At 45.7% G+C, this 17450-nt stretch carries 27 protein-coding genes; 2 read left to right on the top strand and 25 right to left on the bottom strand.

What is annotated here, in order from left to right; genetic code table 11:
- Positions 1-3: 3 nt before the first annotated feature.
- The 24 genes from ACXAFJ_RS08225 to ACXAFJ_RS08110 form a co-directional block, all read right to left on the bottom strand.
- On the bottom strand, positions 4-294 hold the full coding sequence (locus tag ACXAFJ_RS08225; RefSeq protein WP_475322695.1) for a VpaChn25_0724 family phage protein: 291 nt from the start codon (positions 292-294) through the stop codon (positions 4-6).
- Positions 294-602 (bottom strand): DUF2730 family protein, encoded by a 309-nt coding sequence (locus tag ACXAFJ_RS08220; protein WP_475322694.1) that lies wholly within the window; start codon positions 600-602, stop codon positions 294-296. Before ACXAFJ_RS08220 ends, ACXAFJ_RS08225 begins: the two co-directional genes overlap by 1 nt.
- Complete coding sequence (locus ACXAFJ_RS08215; protein WP_475322692.1) at positions 599-817, bottom strand: TraR/DksA C4-type zinc finger protein; 219 nt, start codon at positions 815-817, stop codon at positions 599-601. The genes ACXAFJ_RS08220 and ACXAFJ_RS08215 overlap by 4 nt, the downstream gene beginning before the upstream one ends.
- Positions 814-1434, bottom strand: a complete 621-nt coding sequence (locus tag ACXAFJ_RS08210) for a hypothetical protein (protein ID WP_475322691.1) — start codon at positions 1432-1434, stop codon at positions 814-816. The genes ACXAFJ_RS08215 and ACXAFJ_RS08210 overlap by 4 nt, the downstream gene beginning before the upstream one ends.
- Complete coding sequence (locus ACXAFJ_RS08205; RefSeq protein WP_475322690.1) at positions 1400-1645, bottom strand: hypothetical protein; 246 nt, start codon at positions 1643-1645, stop codon at positions 1400-1402. The genes ACXAFJ_RS08210 and ACXAFJ_RS08205 overlap by 35 nt, the downstream gene beginning before the upstream one ends.
- A gap of 4 nt (positions 1646-1649) precedes the next feature.
- Entirely contained in the window at positions 1650-2084 is a 435-nt protein-coding gene (locus ACXAFJ_RS08200) for a DUF5675 family protein (protein WP_475322689.1), read from the bottom strand.
- Between the two features lie 61 nt (positions 2085-2145).
- Entirely contained in the window at positions 2146-3069 is a 924-nt protein-coding gene (locus tag ACXAFJ_RS08195) for a hypothetical protein (RefSeq protein WP_475322687.1), read from the bottom strand.
- Between the two features lie 196 nt (positions 3070-3265).
- Entirely contained in the window at positions 3266-3673 is a 408-nt protein-coding gene (locus tag ACXAFJ_RS08190; protein ID WP_475322686.1) for a Mor transcription activator family protein, read from the bottom strand.
- 87 nt (positions 3674-3760) lie between these two features.
- The gene (locus tag ACXAFJ_RS08185) at positions 3761-4231 is read right to left on the bottom strand and encodes a hypothetical protein (protein ID WP_475322685.1); all 471 of its coding nucleotides are present in this window, start codon (positions 4229-4231) and stop codon (positions 3761-3763) included.
- On the bottom strand, positions 4228-5244 hold the full coding sequence (locus tag ACXAFJ_RS08180) for a hypothetical protein (RefSeq protein WP_475322684.1): 1017 nt from the start codon (positions 5242-5244) through the stop codon (positions 4228-4230). Before ACXAFJ_RS08180 ends, ACXAFJ_RS08185 begins: the two co-directional genes overlap by 4 nt.
- Positions 5245-5248: 4 nt before the next feature.
- Positions 5249-5602: a hypothetical protein gene (locus tag ACXAFJ_RS08175; RefSeq protein ID WP_475322682.1), complete on the bottom strand. Its 354-nt coding sequence runs from the start codon at positions 5600-5602 to the stop codon at positions 5249-5251.
- Positions 5603-5707: 105 nt separating this feature from the next.
- A complete protein-coding gene (locus ACXAFJ_RS08170; protein ID WP_475322681.1) occupies positions 5708-6004 on the bottom strand; it encodes a hypothetical protein in 297 nt (98 codons plus the stop codon).
- A complete protein-coding gene (locus ACXAFJ_RS08165; RefSeq protein ID WP_475322680.1) occupies positions 5994-6545 on the bottom strand; it encodes a hypothetical protein in 552 nt (183 codons plus the stop codon). The genes ACXAFJ_RS08170 and ACXAFJ_RS08165 overlap by 11 nt, the downstream gene beginning before the upstream one ends.
- Positions 6542-6724 carry a hypothetical protein gene (locus tag ACXAFJ_RS08160; RefSeq protein ID WP_475322678.1) on the bottom strand — a complete coding sequence of 61 codons (183 nt, stop codon included), beginning with the start codon at positions 6722-6724 and terminating at the stop codon, positions 6542-6544. The genes ACXAFJ_RS08165 and ACXAFJ_RS08160 overlap by 4 nt, the downstream gene beginning before the upstream one ends.
- Positions 6678-7301, bottom strand: coding sequence for a gp16 family protein (locus ACXAFJ_RS08155; RefSeq protein WP_475322677.1), 624 nt, complete (start codon positions 7299-7301; stop codon positions 6678-6680). The genes ACXAFJ_RS08160 and ACXAFJ_RS08155 overlap by 47 nt, the downstream gene beginning before the upstream one ends.
- Entirely contained in the window at positions 7298-7444 is a 147-nt protein-coding gene (locus ACXAFJ_RS08150; RefSeq protein ID WP_475322676.1) for a hypothetical protein, read from the bottom strand. Before ACXAFJ_RS08150 ends, ACXAFJ_RS08155 begins: the two co-directional genes overlap by 4 nt.
- A 10-nt stretch (positions 7445-7454) precedes the next feature.
- A complete protein-coding gene (locus ACXAFJ_RS08145; protein WP_475322675.1) occupies positions 7455-7763 on the bottom strand; it encodes a hypothetical protein in 309 nt (102 codons plus the stop codon).
- A gap of 89 nt (positions 7764-7852) precedes the next feature.
- Complete coding sequence (locus tag ACXAFJ_RS08140; protein ID WP_475322673.1) at positions 7853-8059, bottom strand: ANR family transcriptional regulator; 207 nt, start codon at positions 8057-8059, stop codon at positions 7853-7855.
- A gap of 26 nt (positions 8060-8085) precedes the next feature.
- Entirely contained in the window at positions 8086-8697 is a 612-nt protein-coding gene (locus ACXAFJ_RS08135) for a DUF3164 family protein (RefSeq protein ID WP_475322672.1), read from the bottom strand.
- Positions 8694-8945, bottom strand: a complete 252-nt coding sequence (locus ACXAFJ_RS08130; protein WP_475322671.1) for a hypothetical protein — start codon at positions 8943-8945, stop codon at positions 8694-8696. Before ACXAFJ_RS08130 ends, ACXAFJ_RS08135 begins: the two co-directional genes overlap by 4 nt.
- Positions 8946-9015: 70 nt before the next feature.
- A complete protein-coding gene (locus tag ACXAFJ_RS08125; protein WP_475322669.1) occupies positions 9016-9576 on the bottom strand; it encodes a LacI family DNA-binding transcriptional regulator in 561 nt (186 codons plus the stop codon).
- Entirely contained in the window at positions 9563-10153 is a 591-nt protein-coding gene (locus tag ACXAFJ_RS08120) for a hypothetical protein (RefSeq protein WP_475322668.1), read from the bottom strand. Before ACXAFJ_RS08120 ends, ACXAFJ_RS08125 begins: the two co-directional genes overlap by 14 nt.
- Before the next feature lie 10 nt (positions 10154-10163).
- Positions 10164-10895 (bottom strand): AAA family ATPase, encoded by a 732-nt coding sequence (locus tag ACXAFJ_RS08115; protein ID WP_475322667.1) that lies wholly within the window; start codon positions 10893-10895, stop codon positions 10164-10166.
- A 139-nt stretch (positions 10896-11034) separates the two neighbouring features.
- Entirely contained in the window at positions 11035-13281 is a 2247-nt protein-coding gene (locus ACXAFJ_RS08110; protein ID WP_475322665.1) for a DNA-binding protein, read from the bottom strand.
- Positions 13282-13666: 385 nt separating this feature from the next.
- Here ACXAFJ_RS08110 and ACXAFJ_RS08105 point away from each other — a divergent pair, with 385 nt between their 5' ends.
- Entirely contained in the window at positions 13667-14362 is a 696-nt protein-coding gene (locus tag ACXAFJ_RS08105; protein WP_475322664.1) for a LexA family transcriptional regulator, read from the top strand.
- Positions 14363-14772: 410 nt separating this feature from the next.
- Positions 14773-15624 carry an AraC family transcriptional regulator gene (locus ACXAFJ_RS08100; RefSeq protein ID WP_475322663.1) on the top strand — a complete coding sequence of 284 codons (852 nt, stop codon included), beginning with the start codon at positions 14773-14775 and terminating at the stop codon, positions 15622-15624.
- On the opposite strand, the gene leuA is transcribed toward ACXAFJ_RS08100, so the two are convergent.
- Positions 15613-17295 carry a 2-isopropylmalate synthase gene (gene leuA / locus ACXAFJ_RS08095; protein ID WP_475322661.1) on the bottom strand — a complete coding sequence of 561 codons (1683 nt, stop codon included), beginning with the start codon at positions 17293-17295 and terminating at the stop codon, positions 15613-15615. The genes ACXAFJ_RS08100 and leuA overlap by 12 nt on opposite strands.
- Positions 17296-17450: the final 155 nt, after the last annotated feature.

Below are 17450 nucleotides of genomic sequence, written 5' to 3'. Positions count from 1 at the left end.
CTCCTATGGGCGAGGGCGTTTTACACCAGGGTGAGTGGCTTGGCCTTCGCCGACATCGCTGCCGCGTTGGGTCAGTTTGGCTACCTGAGTACCGGCAATATCACGCAGGGTAATGAGGTTTTGCTCAGCCAACCACGCCAGCTCGCTGTGCACTAAATCGCGGCTCACTTTGTGGCCGTAGGCATCCAGCGCGGAATCGATAATCGAGTCATTGGCCTCATAGCTGGGCATTTCGGACAAAACGCGAAGAATCACTAGGCGTCGGTCTTGTTGCAGTAATTCGTTAAGCGCCATCAGTTCTTTTCCTTTATTTCGTTTTCTAATAGCAGGCTGCTAATGCGGTCCAAGCCATCGAGCTTGGGCCTGATCTCTTTGATGTCACCGCGCAGTTTTTCGATGCTTATTTTGAGATCAGAGATTTCGTTGTGATCGGGCATTTGGTCTACTCGCTCGGCGAGCCGTTTGTGACTGGCTTGCAGCGCTTGAAACTCTTCTTTTTTGGCGAAGGTTTTAACCAAGGCCCAAATCAGTAACCCAAACACAACGTTGAAGACGGTGGCGACCACGGGCCACCAGGTACGCACCATTTCTAAGGTGTTCATTGGCGCTCCTTAGCTTGTTGGCACGTAATGCAAAAAGCGGCGGTAGGCTTGGCGGCAAGCCTGGCGGCGGGTATGGGCTCATCACAGGCCAGGCAAAACACTTGGCCACCTTCGATGCGTTGGGGCGGTTCGGCCATGGTGCTTAGGGCTTGGCTGACAGAGCTTTGGGTAAAGCGCTGCTCAGCCAGCTGAGCTTTGTCTAATAAATCGGTCACTGAGGGGTTCCTAACAGTTTGCTGGCAAAGGCTTTGATGCCGTTGCCAGCGTTGGCCATTCCTGTATTAAGGGTGAGTGGTTGGCCGTGTTTGTTTTCGTGGCGTTTATCTACCGTGCGCCAGCCTAGATAGGTAAGAAATGGGGCAAAGAGAAACGAGATGATTTGCCAATCTGCGCCGGTTCCATAGTTAATGGCTTCAAGCAATTCAAAAATGAAGATGTAAGCAATGCCCCACAGCAAGGCTTTGCGACAACCCCATGGACGGGTGCGACGCACGTATTCGTCTTGGGCTCGGTCTCCCGCGCGAATCGTTTGCTGGGTTTGACCGTGCTCGGCTTGGCGGTCATCAGCGTAGATGCGTTGGCGCTCGGTGATTTCGCGCTGCATTTCGACTTCAAGCCGTTCAAGTTCAACGTGGCACTCTGGCGGCATGTTTTGCAGTACTTCGACGATGGCGGCTTGTTTGTCTTTGGGCGAGCTGAACGCCTTGTCTGCTTGCTCGACTGCATCGGCCACTTTGTTGGCGGTATCGCTACCCCCAAACAAACTGGAGATCCCGCGTATGGCCATGGGGCCGACTTTAAGCGCGAGCGCGCCGAGGGAGAGTAAATCCATGGCTATTGGCTCCGTGTATATGACGATAGATTTGGCTGGGCGACACACTGCACCAGCCTTTGTTGAAGTAGCTTTGCATGGTGGGGCAGTGGCTGTGGAATGGCGCTAGCTTGGCAAGCGAGACGGGCGCACCGTCATGATAGGCTTGCAGTTCGGCTTCTAGCCGTTTTTGCTTACCGTGTTGATATGACCAATCCCAGTTTCTGCCCATGTTGCTAGTGGCTCATGTGGGCGTTGGTGATAACCAGTTTTGCGACCTTGCCATTAAGCGCTTTCATCAGCTGGTCGAAGGCGACTTTCGACTCTAAAACACCCCATACTTGGTTAACGGTGCCAAAGCGCAAACCTGGCGCGATGCAGCCTTCCAGTTGCTCTGGGGTGTTGGCCGAGTGAATGAGAATGTGGGTGCGAAGCGATGGGCCAGAGTGAGTCACACCAAGGCTTGGTGCTTCTAACAGGTAGCACTCGCCAAACTTAGGGCTAACGTGGGGTTTTAAAAGGTATTCGCCTTCTGGAATGCAGGACTTGCCACGGGCATTGTTGAGCCAAGCGCGCTCAACGGTTTTGCAGAGCTCATCGCCAGCTTGGGTGGTGATAGCGCCAAAGGTGCCAAAATCGAAATAACGACGGTAGAGAAAGTAGGTTTCCATCACTAAACCTCGGTTATAAAAACTAAGGTTTAGTGTCTGATTTTATTGGGAGGTGGGCGGATTAACCTGGGTTGGTGTGTTCTTTCGAAAGAAAACCTACATTTAATTGATTAATAGCTAAATTGGTGTTTCTGAGGTCGTCAACTTCTGGGCCAAGTAAGCTTTCTAATTGTTTTCTGAAATTTTTAATAGTGTCGCGAAGTGAATATGAGTGGGTGCTCGCGTCACAGTAGTCGCCCAATTTTTCGATGAAACCAAGGTACATGTTAAAAGTCGCAATATATGCATAATAGTCAGTTAGTATGGGGATAATTTTCTCTGTGTTATAAACAGACCGGTGCTTAGAATCGATTTTTAAGCAAAAAATTGCAGACAAAGCTGCTAAGTGATTTGCCAGATATGTGGCATGTCCATCTTTGTCTCTGTTAGGGTTGCGGGTATTAATACCTTCGATCAAATGACTGAAATGGTGGGCAGCTGATTTCAACTCCAGCATAGCATCATCAAAAAACTTCCAGTTAAGTTCACCAGGCCCATTTGCCAACCCTGCATTAGGGAAAAGATAATAATAAAGCTGCTCAACATCTGCTGTTGTCGCATCATTAATCGAAACAACAGTGGTTAGCTTTTTATCCATAAACTTGGAAAAATGGGTAGTAAGAAAATCGTAGTGATCTAAAAAGAGCTTAGATTTGTTCTGCTGTTCGGTGTTTTCAATTTGTTTGGCCGTTTGAGCAGATGAGAATAGCCTAGAAACCATTGCGACTAGAGGGATAGTTAGAGCCGCCATACCCAGAGGCAACGTTGCTTTCTCTAGAAAGAAGTTAAAGCTGTCAGCAGAAAAACAAAAGTCGTATTTTGCCAAAGGTATTGAAAACACCCCCGCGATCGTTAATGGTGTTAAAATGGCTAACCGGAATGCTAATTGGTCGCTTAGCCCTTTTCCATCAGAAACATCGAACTTCAATTTACTGAGTAATCCCATACCTAACCCCATGATTTTATTTGGCTAGATAATATCTTGGCTTAAAACCTTGGGCAACTTTCTACAGGTATGAAAAAGCCCTCTTTCGAGGGCTTGCAAACGGAGGTGCCGATATGTTCTGCGAGGAACTAGGCGAGGTTTAGAGTAGCGAATCAACAAAACTACGTTGTATGAATTGCTGCGACTCAGTTGGCATTTACTCAAACAAATCTGGCTGGCGGCGTTTGGATTCTATCTTGCGCATTTTGGCGATGATTTCATAAATGGCTTTTTCGGTGAGGTGGTAGCGATAAGCCAATTGGCGAATGTTCGAACCATTAAACTCGTTGTAAATCTTCATGTCTCGAATTTGTTGTTTAAGCCTATCGCCACGGGGCAAATAGATTTGCACTCCACCCATGTATTCGCCTAAATCCAGTACCACTTTGAGCGCAGTTTCAATGTCTTCAATACCGGATTGTTTAAGTGATTTGTGGGTAACGCCAAGCAGCTCATGAAGTAGCGTAGGCCACTCACGCGAATCATAGGGTAGGGATGAGATGTTATCGAGCACGCGCGGGTCGATAGATTCTTGCTCTAACATGTCGATTTGCTGCTCTGCCATGGCCTTTTCCCGTATTGTTTCCCACTTGATATAGGAAAGAATAAACGACCCCAAAGGATCGTCTATCGGTTTTTAGGATCATTTAAGCTAGGGTGTTTGCAGCCATGTTTTGAGAGTTTGCCTCGCCGTTCTGATGGCTTCAGGCAGGGTTAAACTGGGGTTTAAACTCTGGTTAAACGCGCTTTGGTAATCGGCTTGAAGCGCTTCGACTTCTTCATAGTTACCACACCATATTCGGTGGTGAGCAGTAGCAAAAAGCTGATCGAGTAGATGTTTCTCAAGCAGAATCAAAGCATCAGAGCCTTTTAATAGCTCACGGCCGATTCGTTTAATCACACCCTCAAAAGGTTCTGGTTCTACCAGTTCGTTGAGTGTTTGAGTGTTCTCAATCGTATTGGACTCAGCGAGAATTTTCGCAGGCGGCAGCTCGATAACAACTCGGTTAACTCCATCGTGGGATGTGCCGGGTAATGAGGTATTTGGGTTTTCTCGAATCCAGATCAACGCTGGTTTTAAACTTGTTTCTAATTGGTGGATGTTGACTAGGGCAATCTTCATCGTAAAACTCTCCGAACGCTGATATTTTCAACCGTGGTGCCAGGTTCTCTGCTATCTAACCAAGTTTGTAAGTAAGAATTTTTAAAGAAAGAGAACTCACCTAATTCCAATGGAATCGCCGGATTATTAGTCGTTTCAGACCTTGTGTAAAACGCTGCTGTGTAGCTTGTTGATAAACAGTTCCCTGTTATGAGCAAGTTACCTGAAACAGCCATACTGTCTGGGCGAATACCGCTCCAACCTGTATCTATTTTGGATATTTTGTTACCGTTTACAGACCACATTGATGGATTTGCAGAACTGGAGTTCCATAGCTCTGGCCCCAACCAATATCCGGCTTTTGAAGATTCATAAAGATCGGTTTGTTCGGTGGGAAGGTTTACTTTTCTAGCGGTATATCCACCGACTCTAGATTTAAATTCAGTTGCCTCCGGTGGTTCATCCAGAGGAAAGTCAAAAATGGGATTCTCATTTATCTCTAATTTTAAGTCATACAAAATCCCATCGAATCTAGAGTTTATTGACCCAAAGTCATCACCAATGTGCATCAGCACTTCTTGGGCGATTCTGGCAATATCTACGTTCACACTACCTTGAATCACCTCATTTACGAGCAACGTATATGTACCAGCTACAGCATCAATGTCTATACATACCTTTGTAATGGAGCCGCTAGTTAGATCGTTAGTTTGGTTTGGTATGCTCCAATTCTTACCGTTATTCCAAACGGTTTGTTTGTTACTTGCCTGATTGAAGTACCAATCCTGAGTGTGAATACCCCCGAGCACAATTTGATTTGATGCGTAGTTTGATATCTGATTCCAACTTAATCTGAGTGTATCAATAGTAGGTAGCTTTACTGCCGGTTGAATCACCGCGTAACTGCCAATTGACCGACTAAATTCGGTAAACCACCGCTTTTCAACACTCTCCGTAAACCTTGGCGAGCCTCGCATGGCTTGCCACACTTGGCTGTGCCGTAGGACTCTTGGTGAGCCTTTTAGTGATGCCACCATATTAACCTCGACAAACAAACAGCTTGATTGAGTGAGCGCCTGTGATGGTTACTGGCATGGAGACTTGAAGATAACGAGCGGCACCCGCCCAATGTGGCTGAGCGTAGTTGGCCGCTTGGGTTTTGATATCAATAGCGTTGACTGTGCCGTTTAAGACTTCGCGAAAGTGGGTGCGTGTTGGACTAATCGCCAGCTTGAGTTCGCCTGCGGTGGCATTGATGGGTTGTTCATTAACACCAATCAGCTGCAAGGTGATATCGCCCTCGATGTGTCTGAATGGGTTAGTATCAATCTCGACGATTTGTGGCTCAGCTTGTAGCTGAGCGATGGTGAGTTGGTGCGTGTAAGTGGTCATAGGAATCTCCTGTTTTGCCCATATTGGCAAACAGGCAACGGGCTAGGAGATTCACGGGGGTTACTGTCTACAAAAGAAAAACCGCTCGTTGTGAGCGGCTTTGTATTAAACGACTAGATATGTATCTCTCTCTAAATCTTCTCGCGTGACTTCCCAGCCAAGCCAGTCATCTTGTATTTCCTTCATCAACTTAGCGCCCTGGTAGTTGATTTCAACAACATTAGCTTCAAACCTTCTGGAGTAATTTTCGAGGCCAAATTCAGTGGCGAGTGCCTTACTATAGGACTGTTTTGTTGTAGGTTTCTGAGCGTTGCGAATGACAACAAAGAAACCCATTTTTATTGGAACTAAAATCTTTCTATTTCCAGCGTTGGCTATCTCTAAAGCCTCTTTAAATTTCATTTGGATGCCTCCAATTTAACTCTCTCAGCTTGTCACCAATGGTGCTTTGCAGCGGGTCTTGTCCTGTCTTTAGGATTCGTTCAGCTTGCTCGAAGTACCAGTCGGTGTTGTCTTGTTTAACAACATGCTGCGCGTCACCGTTTGGCTTACTGCTTGAACTGGACGAATGTGAAACACTGCCACCTAATTTGTTGGCGGCGGTTTGGTAAACCTGCTTGAGATAGTTGTGATTTGTTAAGGGTTTGGTGTCGTGGTATTGCACTCGCTTTTCGCGAATTTTAGACACGGTTTCAGTAAGGGCTGCCGCGAGTATGTGGTCGGCTCGGTACTCGTCTAGTACTTGTTGAGCAATTTTTAACGCGCGACTGTTCGTTAAATCTTGTTTGGCTGGCCGAAACAGCGCCAAATAGCTTACCAAAGGCTTAGCCACAAAATCGGGAAGCTTAGCGACAAGAGCAAGCAAGGCTTGACCGGACTCGTCTTGTATTAAGGCATCCAAATGGATGTGGCTATGGCAAATTGGACAGCGGCCTAGTTTCATTCGCTTTCTCCTGTTCCTAACATGGTTAAGCGCTTGGCTTTGGGGAGTGGAGTGCCGCGCCAGTCACCGCAGTATCTGTCTAGATAAGCGATGGCTTCGGCTTCACTCTTTCGGCCGAACTCTTGAACGTGTTTAATCAAGGCTTTGTCTCGCTTGTTGAATACTGTCTTTTGACGCATTGTTACTGCCGCTCCGTTGGGACTCGAACATATTGTTAAATGCATTGGCGATAGAGTCATAACCCATGGGTTTACCCGTTCGCTCATTCATAGGCACTGTCCAGCCTGCTTCTTTGAGCGCATCTATCATGACCCGACGGTGCCAACTTTTGAGTGCTTCAATAATTTGGTAAGCCTGGGCAGCGCTGCACCATGCCACATGATCCACGCCTTCATTGCTGCGTCGATTGGTCATGCGGCGTACGTAGGCATCTAGCGCAGCCTCGCTTTTGTCTTTGATAAATCCATGGCGGGCCATCTCTAACCAAAGCGCCCGAATTTTATCGATTTCAGCGAGCTTGCTTTTGCCTGATTTGGGAATCTGCCTACGTTTAAACTTTTTAGGATCACCGTTTAAACGCGGTTTAAACCCTTTGTCTTGCATAATGTTAAACACGAGTTCTAATTGCTTGTTGCTCATGTCTGCACAGGTTGTTTTGTTGACACTGTTACTGAGCAACTGACGATAGGTATCGTCATCAAGGCCCAGCTCGCGTTTGCCGATGTGGATGAGTTTAATCAGAGCGTTGCGGTTCATGCGCTCACCTCGTTCCATAAACAAACCACCAATGCCCCACCGGCTAAACCGCGTGCAATATGAAGTCGAAGTTCATCATCATCGACAAAACTCATAAGGGTGCTGCATACAAGCACAAACCACACATAATAAATGCTGACCATGATGCTGCTCCTAGTCTTGTCTTAACCCGATGTACAACACATAAGGCTTGCCATTAATTTCACAGAGGCTTAAATCCGTTTCATTGACGGCATAATCAGAAAGTTGAGTTTCTTGTACCAAGTCATCCAGCTCTTGTGCGACGGTTTCGATCACTTGTTGCTTGGAAATTGGCGAAGGTTCATCAGCTACGAGTTCAAATCCAAATTGCGTATCTAAAGCGCCCGTAATTACTTGGCCGTTTTCAGTGCGTAAAAGCCCAAACTTTTCGGCAGTTTGTATGGCTTCGCGTAGTTTGATTAGTGCGTCTTGCCTTTGCATCATTCACTCCTAAATCTCAAATTTTGGGTGTAAAAAAGCCCGCGCAAGGCGGGCTAGGGCTTGCTTGATGGTTCTAGAAGGTTAGGGAATCAAGCGGCGAGTGCGTGATAATCACAACGGCCTGCCCACTGTAAACACCAGTCTGCACGGGCTTGTGCCCAACGGCGGTTGGCACCTCGGCGGGCTTTTTCTGCGGCTGCTTGCCAGGCGAACGCGGCATCACTTAAAAAGCCATTGCGCTCTAAATCACGGGCGTGCTCTGCAAACTTTGGGTAATCGCTTGGTTGTTTTTTCATGGTTAAATCCTTAATCCTTTAAGTGTTTACAACTTAGAAATATCAAGGGCGAACTGCTTATACTGCCCGTTATCTTGGCGCTCGTAGATGCGCAAATATTGACTGGTGCCAGTGACTTGCACGGAATCGGCAATTGCGTCCATGGCTTCTAGCCAGTCAGGGTCTTGAATGTTGAGCTGGCGAAGACTCAACACTTGGCCCAAATCGATATGGCCTTGTTTGTTCACGCGAAAAGCGTGGTCAACTAGGGCTTTGATTTCGTCTTTGGAGCCTTCAGACCAACGCTGAATGCACTCGTCAATTTTGGCTTTGGCCGCTTGGATACGCTCATCAAATACTTTGTGCTCACCCACGGCGCGCATCAGCTTGTATTTGCCATCAAAACTTACAAGTGACACATTGCCTTTGGTGCCGCCGTATTTGACGTCATACTCTTCGGCGCTGAGGTCAACAAAGTCTTTGATTTGCCCCATGGCCATCAGCTTGAACTCAAGCAGGGCTTGTTGTGCAGCTTTGGCTTTTTCTACAACCAGCGTGACGACATCATCACGCAGCTTGTCGATGGGTTTGATTTGGCTTTCAGGGACTAAGCTGCCATTCGCAGCTTGGCGATAACCTTCTGGTACTGCTGTATTCATTGGATTTCTCCTTGTCTCCAACTGACTAAGCAACCGTCTAAATGCTTGGTGTAGACAATGCTTGGCTGGCCCTTGTGTTTCTCGCGAATTTCTAGTGCATTGCGTGCCAGCTCTGGTGTTGGATTTTTGATTTTAATAATGACGCCGCGCGGAGTGCGTACTGCTGATATAAAATCACAGCCACGTTGGCGAAGTTGTTTGATTACGTGGGAAGCGTGCTTGTCCACTTGTGTGTGTTGGCTTTCCATGTTTCACCTTCCTTGTTGAATCCAGTTTCCCACTAAGAGTGGGAAACCGAGATTCACCTGGGTCATTGATTTAAGGTTGTTTTATTGCTCGGTTATAGCGTGCGCCAAGGGCTTTGATTTCACGCTGCAATAGTTCGATATAGATACGTTGATAACTGCCGCCCATTTTCTCTGCTGAGTCCGTTCTTGCTTGGCGCTCTAACCGATTTATTGCGGTTTGCGCGTCATAAGGACGGGTTTGAGTTTGCACCTCTTTGCGCTTGGTAATTGCGGTTGGTGCTCGCTCTTGTACAGATATTCGAACGGGGTTGTTTAAACGCTCTTCTAACTCACTATGTGGGCAACCGCTGCGGCACGCCTTATATAGCCTTATCGCTTGAGGTGAGCTGCCAACATGCTTGGTAACTTGTTGGGCAGCGCATTTGTGCTTGGGAATTTCCCCCAGTATTGGGCACATGACGGTGTGCCCAAGGTAGATGCTCTCCACTTTTTTCTGGATAGCATCTGTACTGGCTTGGTATTTCCCATTCAAAACAAGCGATACCGTTGCTTTACTAATACCGAGTGTTTGGGCGACTTCAGACATCGAACTTGAAGCAACTTGTTTTCGAAGTTCATCAAGCCACGTCATCTCTTGTCTCCTGCTCTTTTCCTAGCGTTTTAAAAGGATAAAAACGTTGCTCGTTTTGGTCCCAGACTCCGTTAGCTCGCACAATTGGCGCGAGTCGACCAGAATCTCTGACTAACAGCCAAACAATTTCTTTCCCATTCATGGCGCTATTACGTTTATGTTTTGGTAATCGGGAACGTTCGACGACATACCCAGATTTGAGTAAGTATGTGACGTAGTTTCTCGCAGTAGATTCACCAATTGAAATGGTCGAAAGAAGTTCTGAAACTGTGAATTTCCGGCTGATCTTCATGTTGTTCCAGAGCTTTTGACGATTCGTTTTGTTGAACCTTTTCCGGCTCTTCTTCCCTTTGTGATTACCTTTGCCAAACGTGGGCTCTACATCAGTGGTGGAGTAAAGATATGGTCTAGAAACGTGACCAGTACCTTTTACTTTTTTAACCAACTTATTTGTGAGCAAACCGTTAATGGCATCTCTGACCTGGGTGATGGACAGCCCCAAGCTATTAGCAATAAATCTTGCATGGCAACGTGGGTTGCCATGAACAAATCGCCAAACTGCTTTTCGAATGTTCATGGCTTGCCCCTTATGATCTGAAAACAGTCATAAATAGGTCTAGACCTTGTATGTCATGCATTGTAACGACGCCATCCTCCGGTGGAGCGGCGTTAACGGAGCGTTCGATTTTTGAAAGTGCAGAAAGAATAGTACGAACAACACCACGGGATTTAGCGCGAATATGATCTAAAACTTCATCATCAATAATGATGTGTTCATCGATCTCCATTAGCTCTTGCGCGAAGATAGAAACGTCTTCTAGATCCGCAGGTTTGAACTCAACCCACTCGCTGATGCGGTTATAGAGCTGTTTACGTTGCGAGATGCGGCGGGCAATTTCTTCCATACCTACCAAAACAACGGGCTGCTCTGTGTTGTCGTATATATCACGGAAAGATTCCATGATCTTTTTGTTGCCAACCACATAGTCTGCTTCATCTACGAAGATAGAAAACTCGTTGCGGCGAACGCATTCGATGATCTCTTCAAGTGTTTGGTAAGCTCGGCCAGCAGGAACCAGCCCACACTCTTTGGCAATGCGATTCATCACACTGGTTGGCGTGTCGTTGGCGTTGCAACGTAAGTACACACCATTGGTAGACTCTAGGTTAAACATGTACTGCAATGCTGTTGTTTTTCCTCTACCTGAACCGCCGTGAATCAGTCCCATTCCTGGTACGATTTGTGAGCGATTGTTCAAGTTTTCCAACATTGCACAGGCGTTACTGACGTTTTTTACATCGACAATCATATTTTTCATGTCTATTATTACTCCTGTTACTTTACGAAGTACTCTAAAAAGAGCGTTGTACTGACCCGAATCCCGCATAGATTCGGGTTTTTTATTGCCCCGTTACAGCCTTGGGGCATCCTAGCCACGGTACTGCTTTACCCGTGTTTTACTTTGCGACTTGACGGCGTGTTTTGCCGCCAGAGGCAATGTATTTTTTAATACTTGGTGCGGTGAGTTGGTGACTCATTAAGTAGTCATCGAACCATTTCTGTTGGCGTGGCTCTAATTCACCGCCGTTAACCAAAATATCTGCCATGTCCCACGCTATTTCTCTTTCTGTTTTTAATGCGCGAGATTTCTGCTCAGCCTTGGCCTGCTCGGCTTCTTCTCTTTTTTTGCGTTGCTCTGCAATGGCATCCAGCTCGGCTTGGCTCCATTCGTCGCTGTCTTTAATGCCAGCCTGTTCTAGTGCCTTGAGCACAGAGTTGGAGTGCTCTTCACTCCCTTTCGGGAATGCCAACATGTTGTTTTTTGCCTTGGCTTGAGCGATCTGCTCTGCGGCTAAATCATCAATGCCAAATTCCTCAGCCAGTTTTTTGGTTTCACGTTTAAATCGACGCAGTGCTTTTTCGGTCTTTCTGCGTGCAGCAATAAAGGCATCTGGGCTGATTTCTCGGCCAATTAGGTCGGCGTTTACTGCTTCAATACAGACTTTATTTCCATCTTCGTCAGTAATGTCGACGGGGTAGAGATATGCTTTTGAAACGTCGCACGGGTCTAAATACACGTTAACGCGCTGACGCATATAGATGTCTTCTTGAAGCTCTGGTGCACGATAAATGAGCTTGTTGACTTGCACACCGCCACGACGCACGGACTTTTCACCCACATAATTGAGCATGGTGTCTAGTGCTCTCGGGTCAGAAACGATCAGCGGCGTGTATTGGGTGTTTAAGTACTTTTCATAAGGTGACGCATTATCCAAACCACTGTGCGGCTTTTGGTGGTAGAAGTGCTCTAGCCAGTCATCCATGAAGGTTTGGAATTCGTCTGGCGTCATACCGATATCAAGCGCATCTTGGTAGCGTTTTTTCCTGCCAGCGCCGATGCGTGCCGCGAACTCATGGCGTGCTTCGATAAGCTCTCTATCTTGCACACTGTGGCCGATGTAGTTGGGCATAACCTCAACGATGCCACCTTGGAACGTGCCAAAGAACCTTTCTATATAGCGCTTTTCCCAGCCCGAGAACGGGGTAGCCTTGACTTGTTTCACACCAAGACTGTTGATGATGAACATGGTCTTTTTAGAGACGTAATCTGAGCCGTTATCGGTTTTGATTTCACCACCATCATTGGGCAAACCCCAATCGAGAATAGCTTTACGTAAGCACAAACCAACCGCTTCAGAGGTTGAAGTAGGGGCCAATAACATTTTCACGCGGCGAGTGAATACGTCGATACAACCTACGATTGAATAGCGAGTAAGTTTGTCGCCGACACGCAGCATGATGTCAGTAGGTGTGGAGTCGAGCTCCCACAAATCATTGGGCTTAGAGACCCAAGTTTCATGCTCATGAATCAGGCCACGTTCTTTGCCATAGAATTTTTTATGATCCGTCGCGAAGGTGTATTTTCCCTCGTTTTTACTCACCCACTGCTCAACCCAACGTCGAAAGCTACTTGTGCTGGGTATTTCGAAAGCAGCACCAAGCTTTTCAGAGTGAACCTGGGCATAGTCACGCAGCTTGGCCGACTGGTTTCTAAAATGCGGCCTTTCTACCAACAGGGACGTCAAAAACTTTTCTAGTTCTGGCTGGCGGGCAATTACGCTATCACCACGGCGCGGGCTTTTCTTTTTGACCAGTCCGACTACTCCTTGCTCAGTTAAAGCTTTTTGCCAACGGTCAACTGAGGCGCGACTAATGTTGGGGATCTGCTCATAGATTCGGGCATCGATAGCAAACCCACGCTCGTTGTATTTTTCGCAAAATTCGCGGTGGCCGTGGCTAATTTTGCCAGCAAACTCGTTTAGATACGTGTCTCTTAGTTGAACTACTTCTAAACGGGCTTTGGCCAATCGACGGTCTTTTTCTTCCATGCTGTTCAACTGAATCAAAGCGCCTTTTGAGACCTCCAGAACAATACGGCGCTGTCTGGCTTCTTCAGCTCTAAGCTCGGCAATCACTTGCTCAGCTGCAACCTCGCCAGGTGACTTTAGCTGGATAAAGTTCTTCGTGAGCTCTGCAATAGCTTCGGAAGGTAACGAGCGAATATGATATTCAAAGCCTTTACCAGTAGAGCGTGCGCGCTTTTCCCAGTTTTCTTTTTCGGCTCTAAAACGAATGTTCTTTACAGCGTTAGGCAGACCAGGAAGACCGACTAACTCCGATATCAAATACCATTCTTTATTCATTGTTATCTCCTATGAGGTTGACGCCGATAGTTACGCCAAGAGCGCTCATGATTGATTTGGCCAATCTCCTGGATGGCCTTTTTTGGTTAATGGGTGCAAACGTATTGATGCAGTAGTGAACTGTTCGAGGGTGAAAGCCCTTCTCTACTGACCAAGAAGCAACGCTATAGCCCTTAGACTTCAATGCCCCGCATATTTCGTGGGCTGTTTCTACCTTCATGGTTTTACTCCGTGCTAAGATGCTAATCTTCCGATTTGGTAACTTACCGAAACGGCTAAAAAGACTTTAAGTGATCTAATTAGACTTAACAAGAGTCCAATCGGGCTTTTTGTGATGTATTTCTATACATTTAGAGAAAGTGTTTATTTATCAATTGGTTAAAAAATGAATAAAAAAACGGAAGTTTTGCTGTATCCAGAGGAAGGTATCGCAGGGTTCCCCGAAAGATTGAAAGAGTTGATTGGAAACGAAACCCTTAAGGACTTCGCTGAGTCTGTTTCTATATCAACTGGTGGGCTGAGAAAGTATTTGCCACCTGCAAAATCTTCACCCTCTTTTGACAAGGTTGTGAGAGTTGCTTCGGCCAGGGGTGTCTCCTTGGAGTGGCTTTGTACCGGAACAGGCCAAAAGTATGTTTCTGAGTCTAATAAGGACAGCGTGCTTGGTGATGACTTTGTATTGATAGATGGCTATCACACCGAGGTAGAAGATCTAGAAACTGATAAAAGCCTTGGAGAAGTAAGACGGCAACTAGCGTTCAGAAAAAAGTGGCTTAAGTGGCGTGGGCTAAACCCTGACAACTTGAAAATCTTTTTTGTTCGTGGCGGGCTTGACGGTGGTTTGATTAGTAATAGTGATACCGTCATGATTGATTTTTCGGACAAAACTATTTCAGACGGCTCTTTTGCTATCAAACTAAAAAGCTCTACTGTTATTCGTCATTTTTCTGCTCGTCTAGATGGCAGCTTTGAGGTCAAGGTTGATAAATTCGGAGATTCAGTCGAAAGGTTGGCTAGTGAAGATGTGGATAATGTAGAGGTTATAGGTAGAGCTGTCTGGATTGGAAAAGATATTTCTTAGTTAACCTAGCGTACTTTTCTTTTCCTTTTGGGTTTTTATTGTTTTTCAATGAAATTTTATTATCTATTTGTTTTTAAAGGCTTTTGTCTGATTTCTGAGAAAAGTACGTAGCGTACTTTTCTCACTTCGTTTAAGTTGAAATAATCAAAGTACGAAAACGGGGTTAAACCCTTATTGAATAAGGCTTTAAACGCTGTTTAAACAAGTAGGGTATTTCAACTTATCCGTTTCGTATTTTTCTTCAAATGGCCAAAACCACTCAAAAACCCATTTCAAACCAAACGAACGTACTTTTCTAATCCTCGACCGAATTTTCGGCCCAATCCCTTGTCTAGCCTAGTTTCCTCACTTTTATTCCGCCCAAATCCTATCTATTCCTTATATTTCATTTTATGTGGTGGGTTACACTTGTGGCGAATCCTAGATGGGTTGATTACCTTACTTCAATCACCTGTCTATACAGTCTGACTCGAATCGTTATGAAATTCTGCAATGAAGCCTTAGGTCCGCCAATTCTTGCCTATGCTCACAATTATGCTCATGGAGAGGTAGAGCCAGCACACACTCATCAATGTGCTCAGTTTTTACATGCAATTAGCGGTGTGATTCGAGTGGATACACTATCCGACTGTTGGGTAGTGACAGCAAATCGAGGTTTATGGATACCTGCTGGTGTGTCACATAGCCTCAGAATTACAGGCGAAACCCGAGTTCGCACGCTATTTGTGGATCCAATGGCGAGAGCAGATTTACCTAATACTTGCCTGTTGTCTAAAGTTTCTACATTACTTACAAGTCTGATTGTCGAAGCCGTATCTTTGCCTGATCTTCGAGTTTCCGGTACGCGAGAAGACCGAATATTCGAGTTGATCCTAGATGAATTACGCTTGTTAGACTCAATTGATTTTAGCGTTCCCAAACCGCGTTCAGAAGCGTTAACTATGCTTTGTGAGGATGTATCCGAGCGCATTTCACATCCTTGGACAGCATCAGATGCCGCCAAGTATTTGAATCAAAGTGAAAGAACGGTCTCTCGTCGTTTTCAACAAGAATTAGGCCTTACTTTTACGGAATGGCTTCGGCAGAAGAGGTTACTCCATTCCTTTGAGTTGTTGACAAGCGGAACCAGCGTGCTCGATACAGCGTTGTCAGTTGGGTACGACAGCCCTAGCGCATTTAGCGCCATGTTTAAAAGTCGTACGGGGCTGTCTCCTACCGATTTGAGTACAATTGCTAGTTCTGTCTCGCAATCACATGCGTAGGTTGCTGACAAGCGCGTTAGAATAAGCGTTTAGCAAAGCCTGCAAAGAGGCTTTGGTCGCGTCTTCATCGATAGCGACACCATAAAAACTTGCATCGGACAATTCAGTTTGTAGTTGAACATAACAAGCAGCTTTACTTTGAGTTCGACAACCAAGGGTGTGCTCGTGATAATCAACGATATTCGCTTGAAACGTGTTTTGCTCAATCAATCCATTGAGCAATGCTGACATTAGACCATTGCCGCTACCCATACATGAAATTTTCTCATCGTTGTAAACAATAACAGCGTCTATTCTCTGGCCTGTTTCTATTGTCTGGCTTTGGTAGCTTTGCAGTTTGATAAAGGGCTTTTCGACCAAACCATAAGAATGCCGAAACAATTGCCATAGTTCGCTAAGGCTGACTTCAGATTCAGTATGAGTAGAGTGATTTTTCACCTTTTTACGTAGGTCGGCTTGCAGCATCTTAGGTAGTAATAGACCGTGGTTTTGTTGTAGTAACCAAGCAGCCCCGCTTTTTCCCGATTGGCTATTTACCCTAATCACCTCTTCATAATTGCAACCTATATCCATAGGATCTATTGGTAAATAAGGTACATTCCAGCGACTACTTGCTTGCGACTTATAATGGCTAAACCCTTTTTTAATAGCATCTTGATGAGAGCCAGAAAATGCAGTGAAAACTAGTCTCCCAGCATATGGGTGACGAGGGTGGACAGAGATCTCATTGCAATACTCAACAAGCTCAACGGTCTTTTGAATCTCAGGGAAGCGTAATTGAGGGTTTATGCCTTGGGAGTAGAGGTTTAGTGCTAATGTCACTAAGTCTACATTTCCCGTACGCTCGCCATTTCCAAACAAGCAACCCTCGACACGATTTGCACCGGCTAACATGGCAAGTTCAGCGCTAGCCACGCCCGTGCCTCTATCATTGTGGGGATGAACACTAATTGTGACGTGTTTTGTCATGCTGAATGACGTTATAAAGTGTTCAATTTGGTCAGCAAAAACGTTGGGTGTGTTGCACTCTACTGTAGTCGGTAGGTTGATGATTAATGGTCTTGCTCTGCTTGGCTGCCATACTGCGGTGACAGCTTTACAGATATCTAGCGCAAATTCGGGTTCGGTAAAGTTAAATGTTTCGGGTGAATACTGAAGTGTCCATTCAGTTTCCGGATGCTTTGCACATAGCGCTTTGATCTTTTTCACGCCATTGATAGCGAGTTGGATTATTGATTCTTTATCTTGGCTGAAGACAACGTTTCTAAAAGTAGGAGCGGTTGCATTGTAAAGGTGGACAATTGCGCTGCGTGCACCGATCAAGCTGTCTATTGTCCGTTCAATCAAGTCAGGTCTTGATTGGGTAATCACCTGAATAGTCACATCATCCGGAATTTGCTTTTCCTCAACTAACCCTCGAACAAAGTCAAAATCGGTTTGTGATGCCGACGGAAATGCAACCTCAATCTCTTTAAATCCGCATTCGACTAAGTGCTTAAATAACTTCTTTTTTTTATCAATATTCATTGGGTTTGAAAGAGATTGGTTACCGTCGCGCAAGTCTGTTGAGCACCAGCGTGGTGCTTTATCTAACACCTTGGATGGCCAAGTTCTTTGCGGGAAAAAAAGGACAGGAGCAATTTGGTATTTTTCAGATGGGTTGTCTAGCATCGATATCTTCTCTCATATGTAGTGGCCTGAGTTAATGCTAAAAAACGGAATCAAGGAGATCTTAAGAGCAATTGACGAAAATCGTCGAGATTTGGACAAAAGCACTTTAATTTTCGATGGCTATCGAAAATTAAAACGATTGAAATCTGTTCAAA

The organism is Vibrio sp. ABH4_348 (genome assembly GCF_056159765.1).
The sequence above is the reverse complement of the archived record's forward strand: the minus strand, read 5'-3'. Positions and strand labels throughout refer to the sequence as shown.

What these genes read in the sequence shown, in the direction of transcription:
- ACXAFJ_RS08140 (WP_475322673.1), bottom strand. Translation starts at nt 8,059, where the DNA reads ATGAAAAAACAACCAAGCGATTACCCAAAGTTTGCAGAGCACGCCCGT.
- ACXAFJ_RS08205 (WP_475322690.1), bottom strand. Translation starts at nt 1,645, where the DNA reads ATGGGCAGAAACTGGGATTGGTCATATCAACACGGTAAGCAAAAACGG.
- ACXAFJ_RS08110 (WP_475322665.1), bottom strand. Translation starts at nt 13,281, where the DNA reads ATGAATAAAGAATGGTATTTGATATCGGAGTTAGTCGGTCTTCCTGGT.
- ACXAFJ_RS08150 (WP_475322676.1), bottom strand. Translation starts at nt 7,444, where the DNA reads ATGGTCAGCATTTATTATGTGTGGTTTGTGCTTGTATGCAGCACCCTT.
- ACXAFJ_RS08185 (WP_475322685.1), bottom strand. Translation starts at nt 4,231, where the DNA reads ATGAAGATTGCCCTAGTCAACATCCACCAATTAGAAACAAGTTTAAAA.
- ACXAFJ_RS08175 (WP_475322682.1), bottom strand. Translation starts at nt 5,602, where the DNA reads ATGACCACTTACACGCACCAACTCACCATCGCTCAGCTACAAGCTGAG.
- ACXAFJ_RS08125 (WP_475322669.1), bottom strand. Translation starts at nt 9,576, where the DNA reads ATGACGTGGCTTGATGAACTTCGAAAACAAGTTGCTTCAAGTTCGATG.
- ACXAFJ_RS08225 (WP_475322695.1), bottom strand. Translation starts at nt 294, where the DNA reads ATGGCGCTTAACGAATTACTGCAACAAGACCGACGCCTAGTGATTCTT.
- ACXAFJ_RS08195 (WP_475322687.1), bottom strand. Translation starts at nt 3,069, where the DNA reads ATGGGATTACTCAGTAAATTGAAGTTCGATGTTTCTGATGGAAAAGGG.
- ACXAFJ_RS08160 (WP_475322678.1), bottom strand. Translation starts at nt 6,724, where the DNA reads ATGCGTCAAAAGACAGTATTCAACAAGCGAGACAAAGCCTTGATTAAA.
- ACXAFJ_RS08130 (WP_475322671.1), bottom strand. Translation starts at nt 8,945, where the DNA reads ATGGAAAGCCAACACACACAAGTGGACAAGCACGCTTCCCACGTAATC.
- ACXAFJ_RS08155 (WP_475322677.1), bottom strand. Translation starts at nt 7,301, where the DNA reads ATGAACCGCAACGCTCTGATTAAACTCATCCACATCGGCAAACGCGAG.
- ACXAFJ_RS08145 (WP_475322675.1), bottom strand. Translation starts at nt 7,763, where the DNA reads ATGCAAAGGCAAGACGCACTAATCAAACTACGCGAAGCCATACAAACT.
- ACXAFJ_RS08105 (WP_475322664.1), top strand. Translation starts at nt 13,667, where the DNA reads ATGAATAAAAAAACGGAAGTTTTGCTGTATCCAGAGGAAGGTATCGCA.
- ACXAFJ_RS08170 (WP_475322681.1), bottom strand. Translation starts at nt 6,004, where the DNA reads ATGAAATTTAAAGAGGCTTTAGAGATAGCCAACGCTGGAAATAGAAAG.
- ACXAFJ_RS08115 (WP_475322667.1), bottom strand. Translation starts at nt 10,895, where the DNA reads ATGAAAAATATGATTGTCGATGTAAAAAACGTCAGTAACGCCTGTGCA.
- ACXAFJ_RS08165 (WP_475322680.1), bottom strand. Translation starts at nt 6,545, where the DNA reads ATGAAACTAGGCCGCTGTCCAATTTGCCATAGCCACATCCATTTGGAT.
- ACXAFJ_RS08120 (WP_475322668.1), bottom strand. Translation starts at nt 10,153, where the DNA reads ATGAACATTCGAAAAGCAGTTTGGCGATTTGTTCATGGCAACCCACGT.
- ACXAFJ_RS08200 (WP_475322689.1), bottom strand. Translation starts at nt 2,084, where the DNA reads ATGGAAACCTACTTTCTCTACCGTCGTTATTTCGATTTTGGCACCTTT.
- ACXAFJ_RS08190 (WP_475322686.1), bottom strand. Translation starts at nt 3,673, where the DNA reads ATGGCAGAGCAGCAAATCGACATGTTAGAGCAAGAATCTATCGACCCG.
- ACXAFJ_RS08210 (WP_475322691.1), bottom strand. Translation starts at nt 1,434, where the DNA reads ATGGATTTACTCTCCCTCGGCGCGCTCGCGCTTAAAGTCGGCCCCATG.
- ACXAFJ_RS08220 (WP_475322694.1), bottom strand. Translation starts at nt 602, where the DNA reads ATGAACACCTTAGAAATGGTGCGTACCTGGTGGCCCGTGGTCGCCACC.
- leuA (WP_475322661.1), bottom strand. Translation starts at nt 17,295, where the DNA reads ATGCTAGACAACCCATCTGAAAAATACCAAATTGCTCCTGTCCTTTTT.
- ACXAFJ_RS08135 (WP_475322672.1), bottom strand. Translation starts at nt 8,697, where the DNA reads ATGAATACAGCAGTACCAGAAGGTTATCGCCAAGCTGCGAATGGCAGC.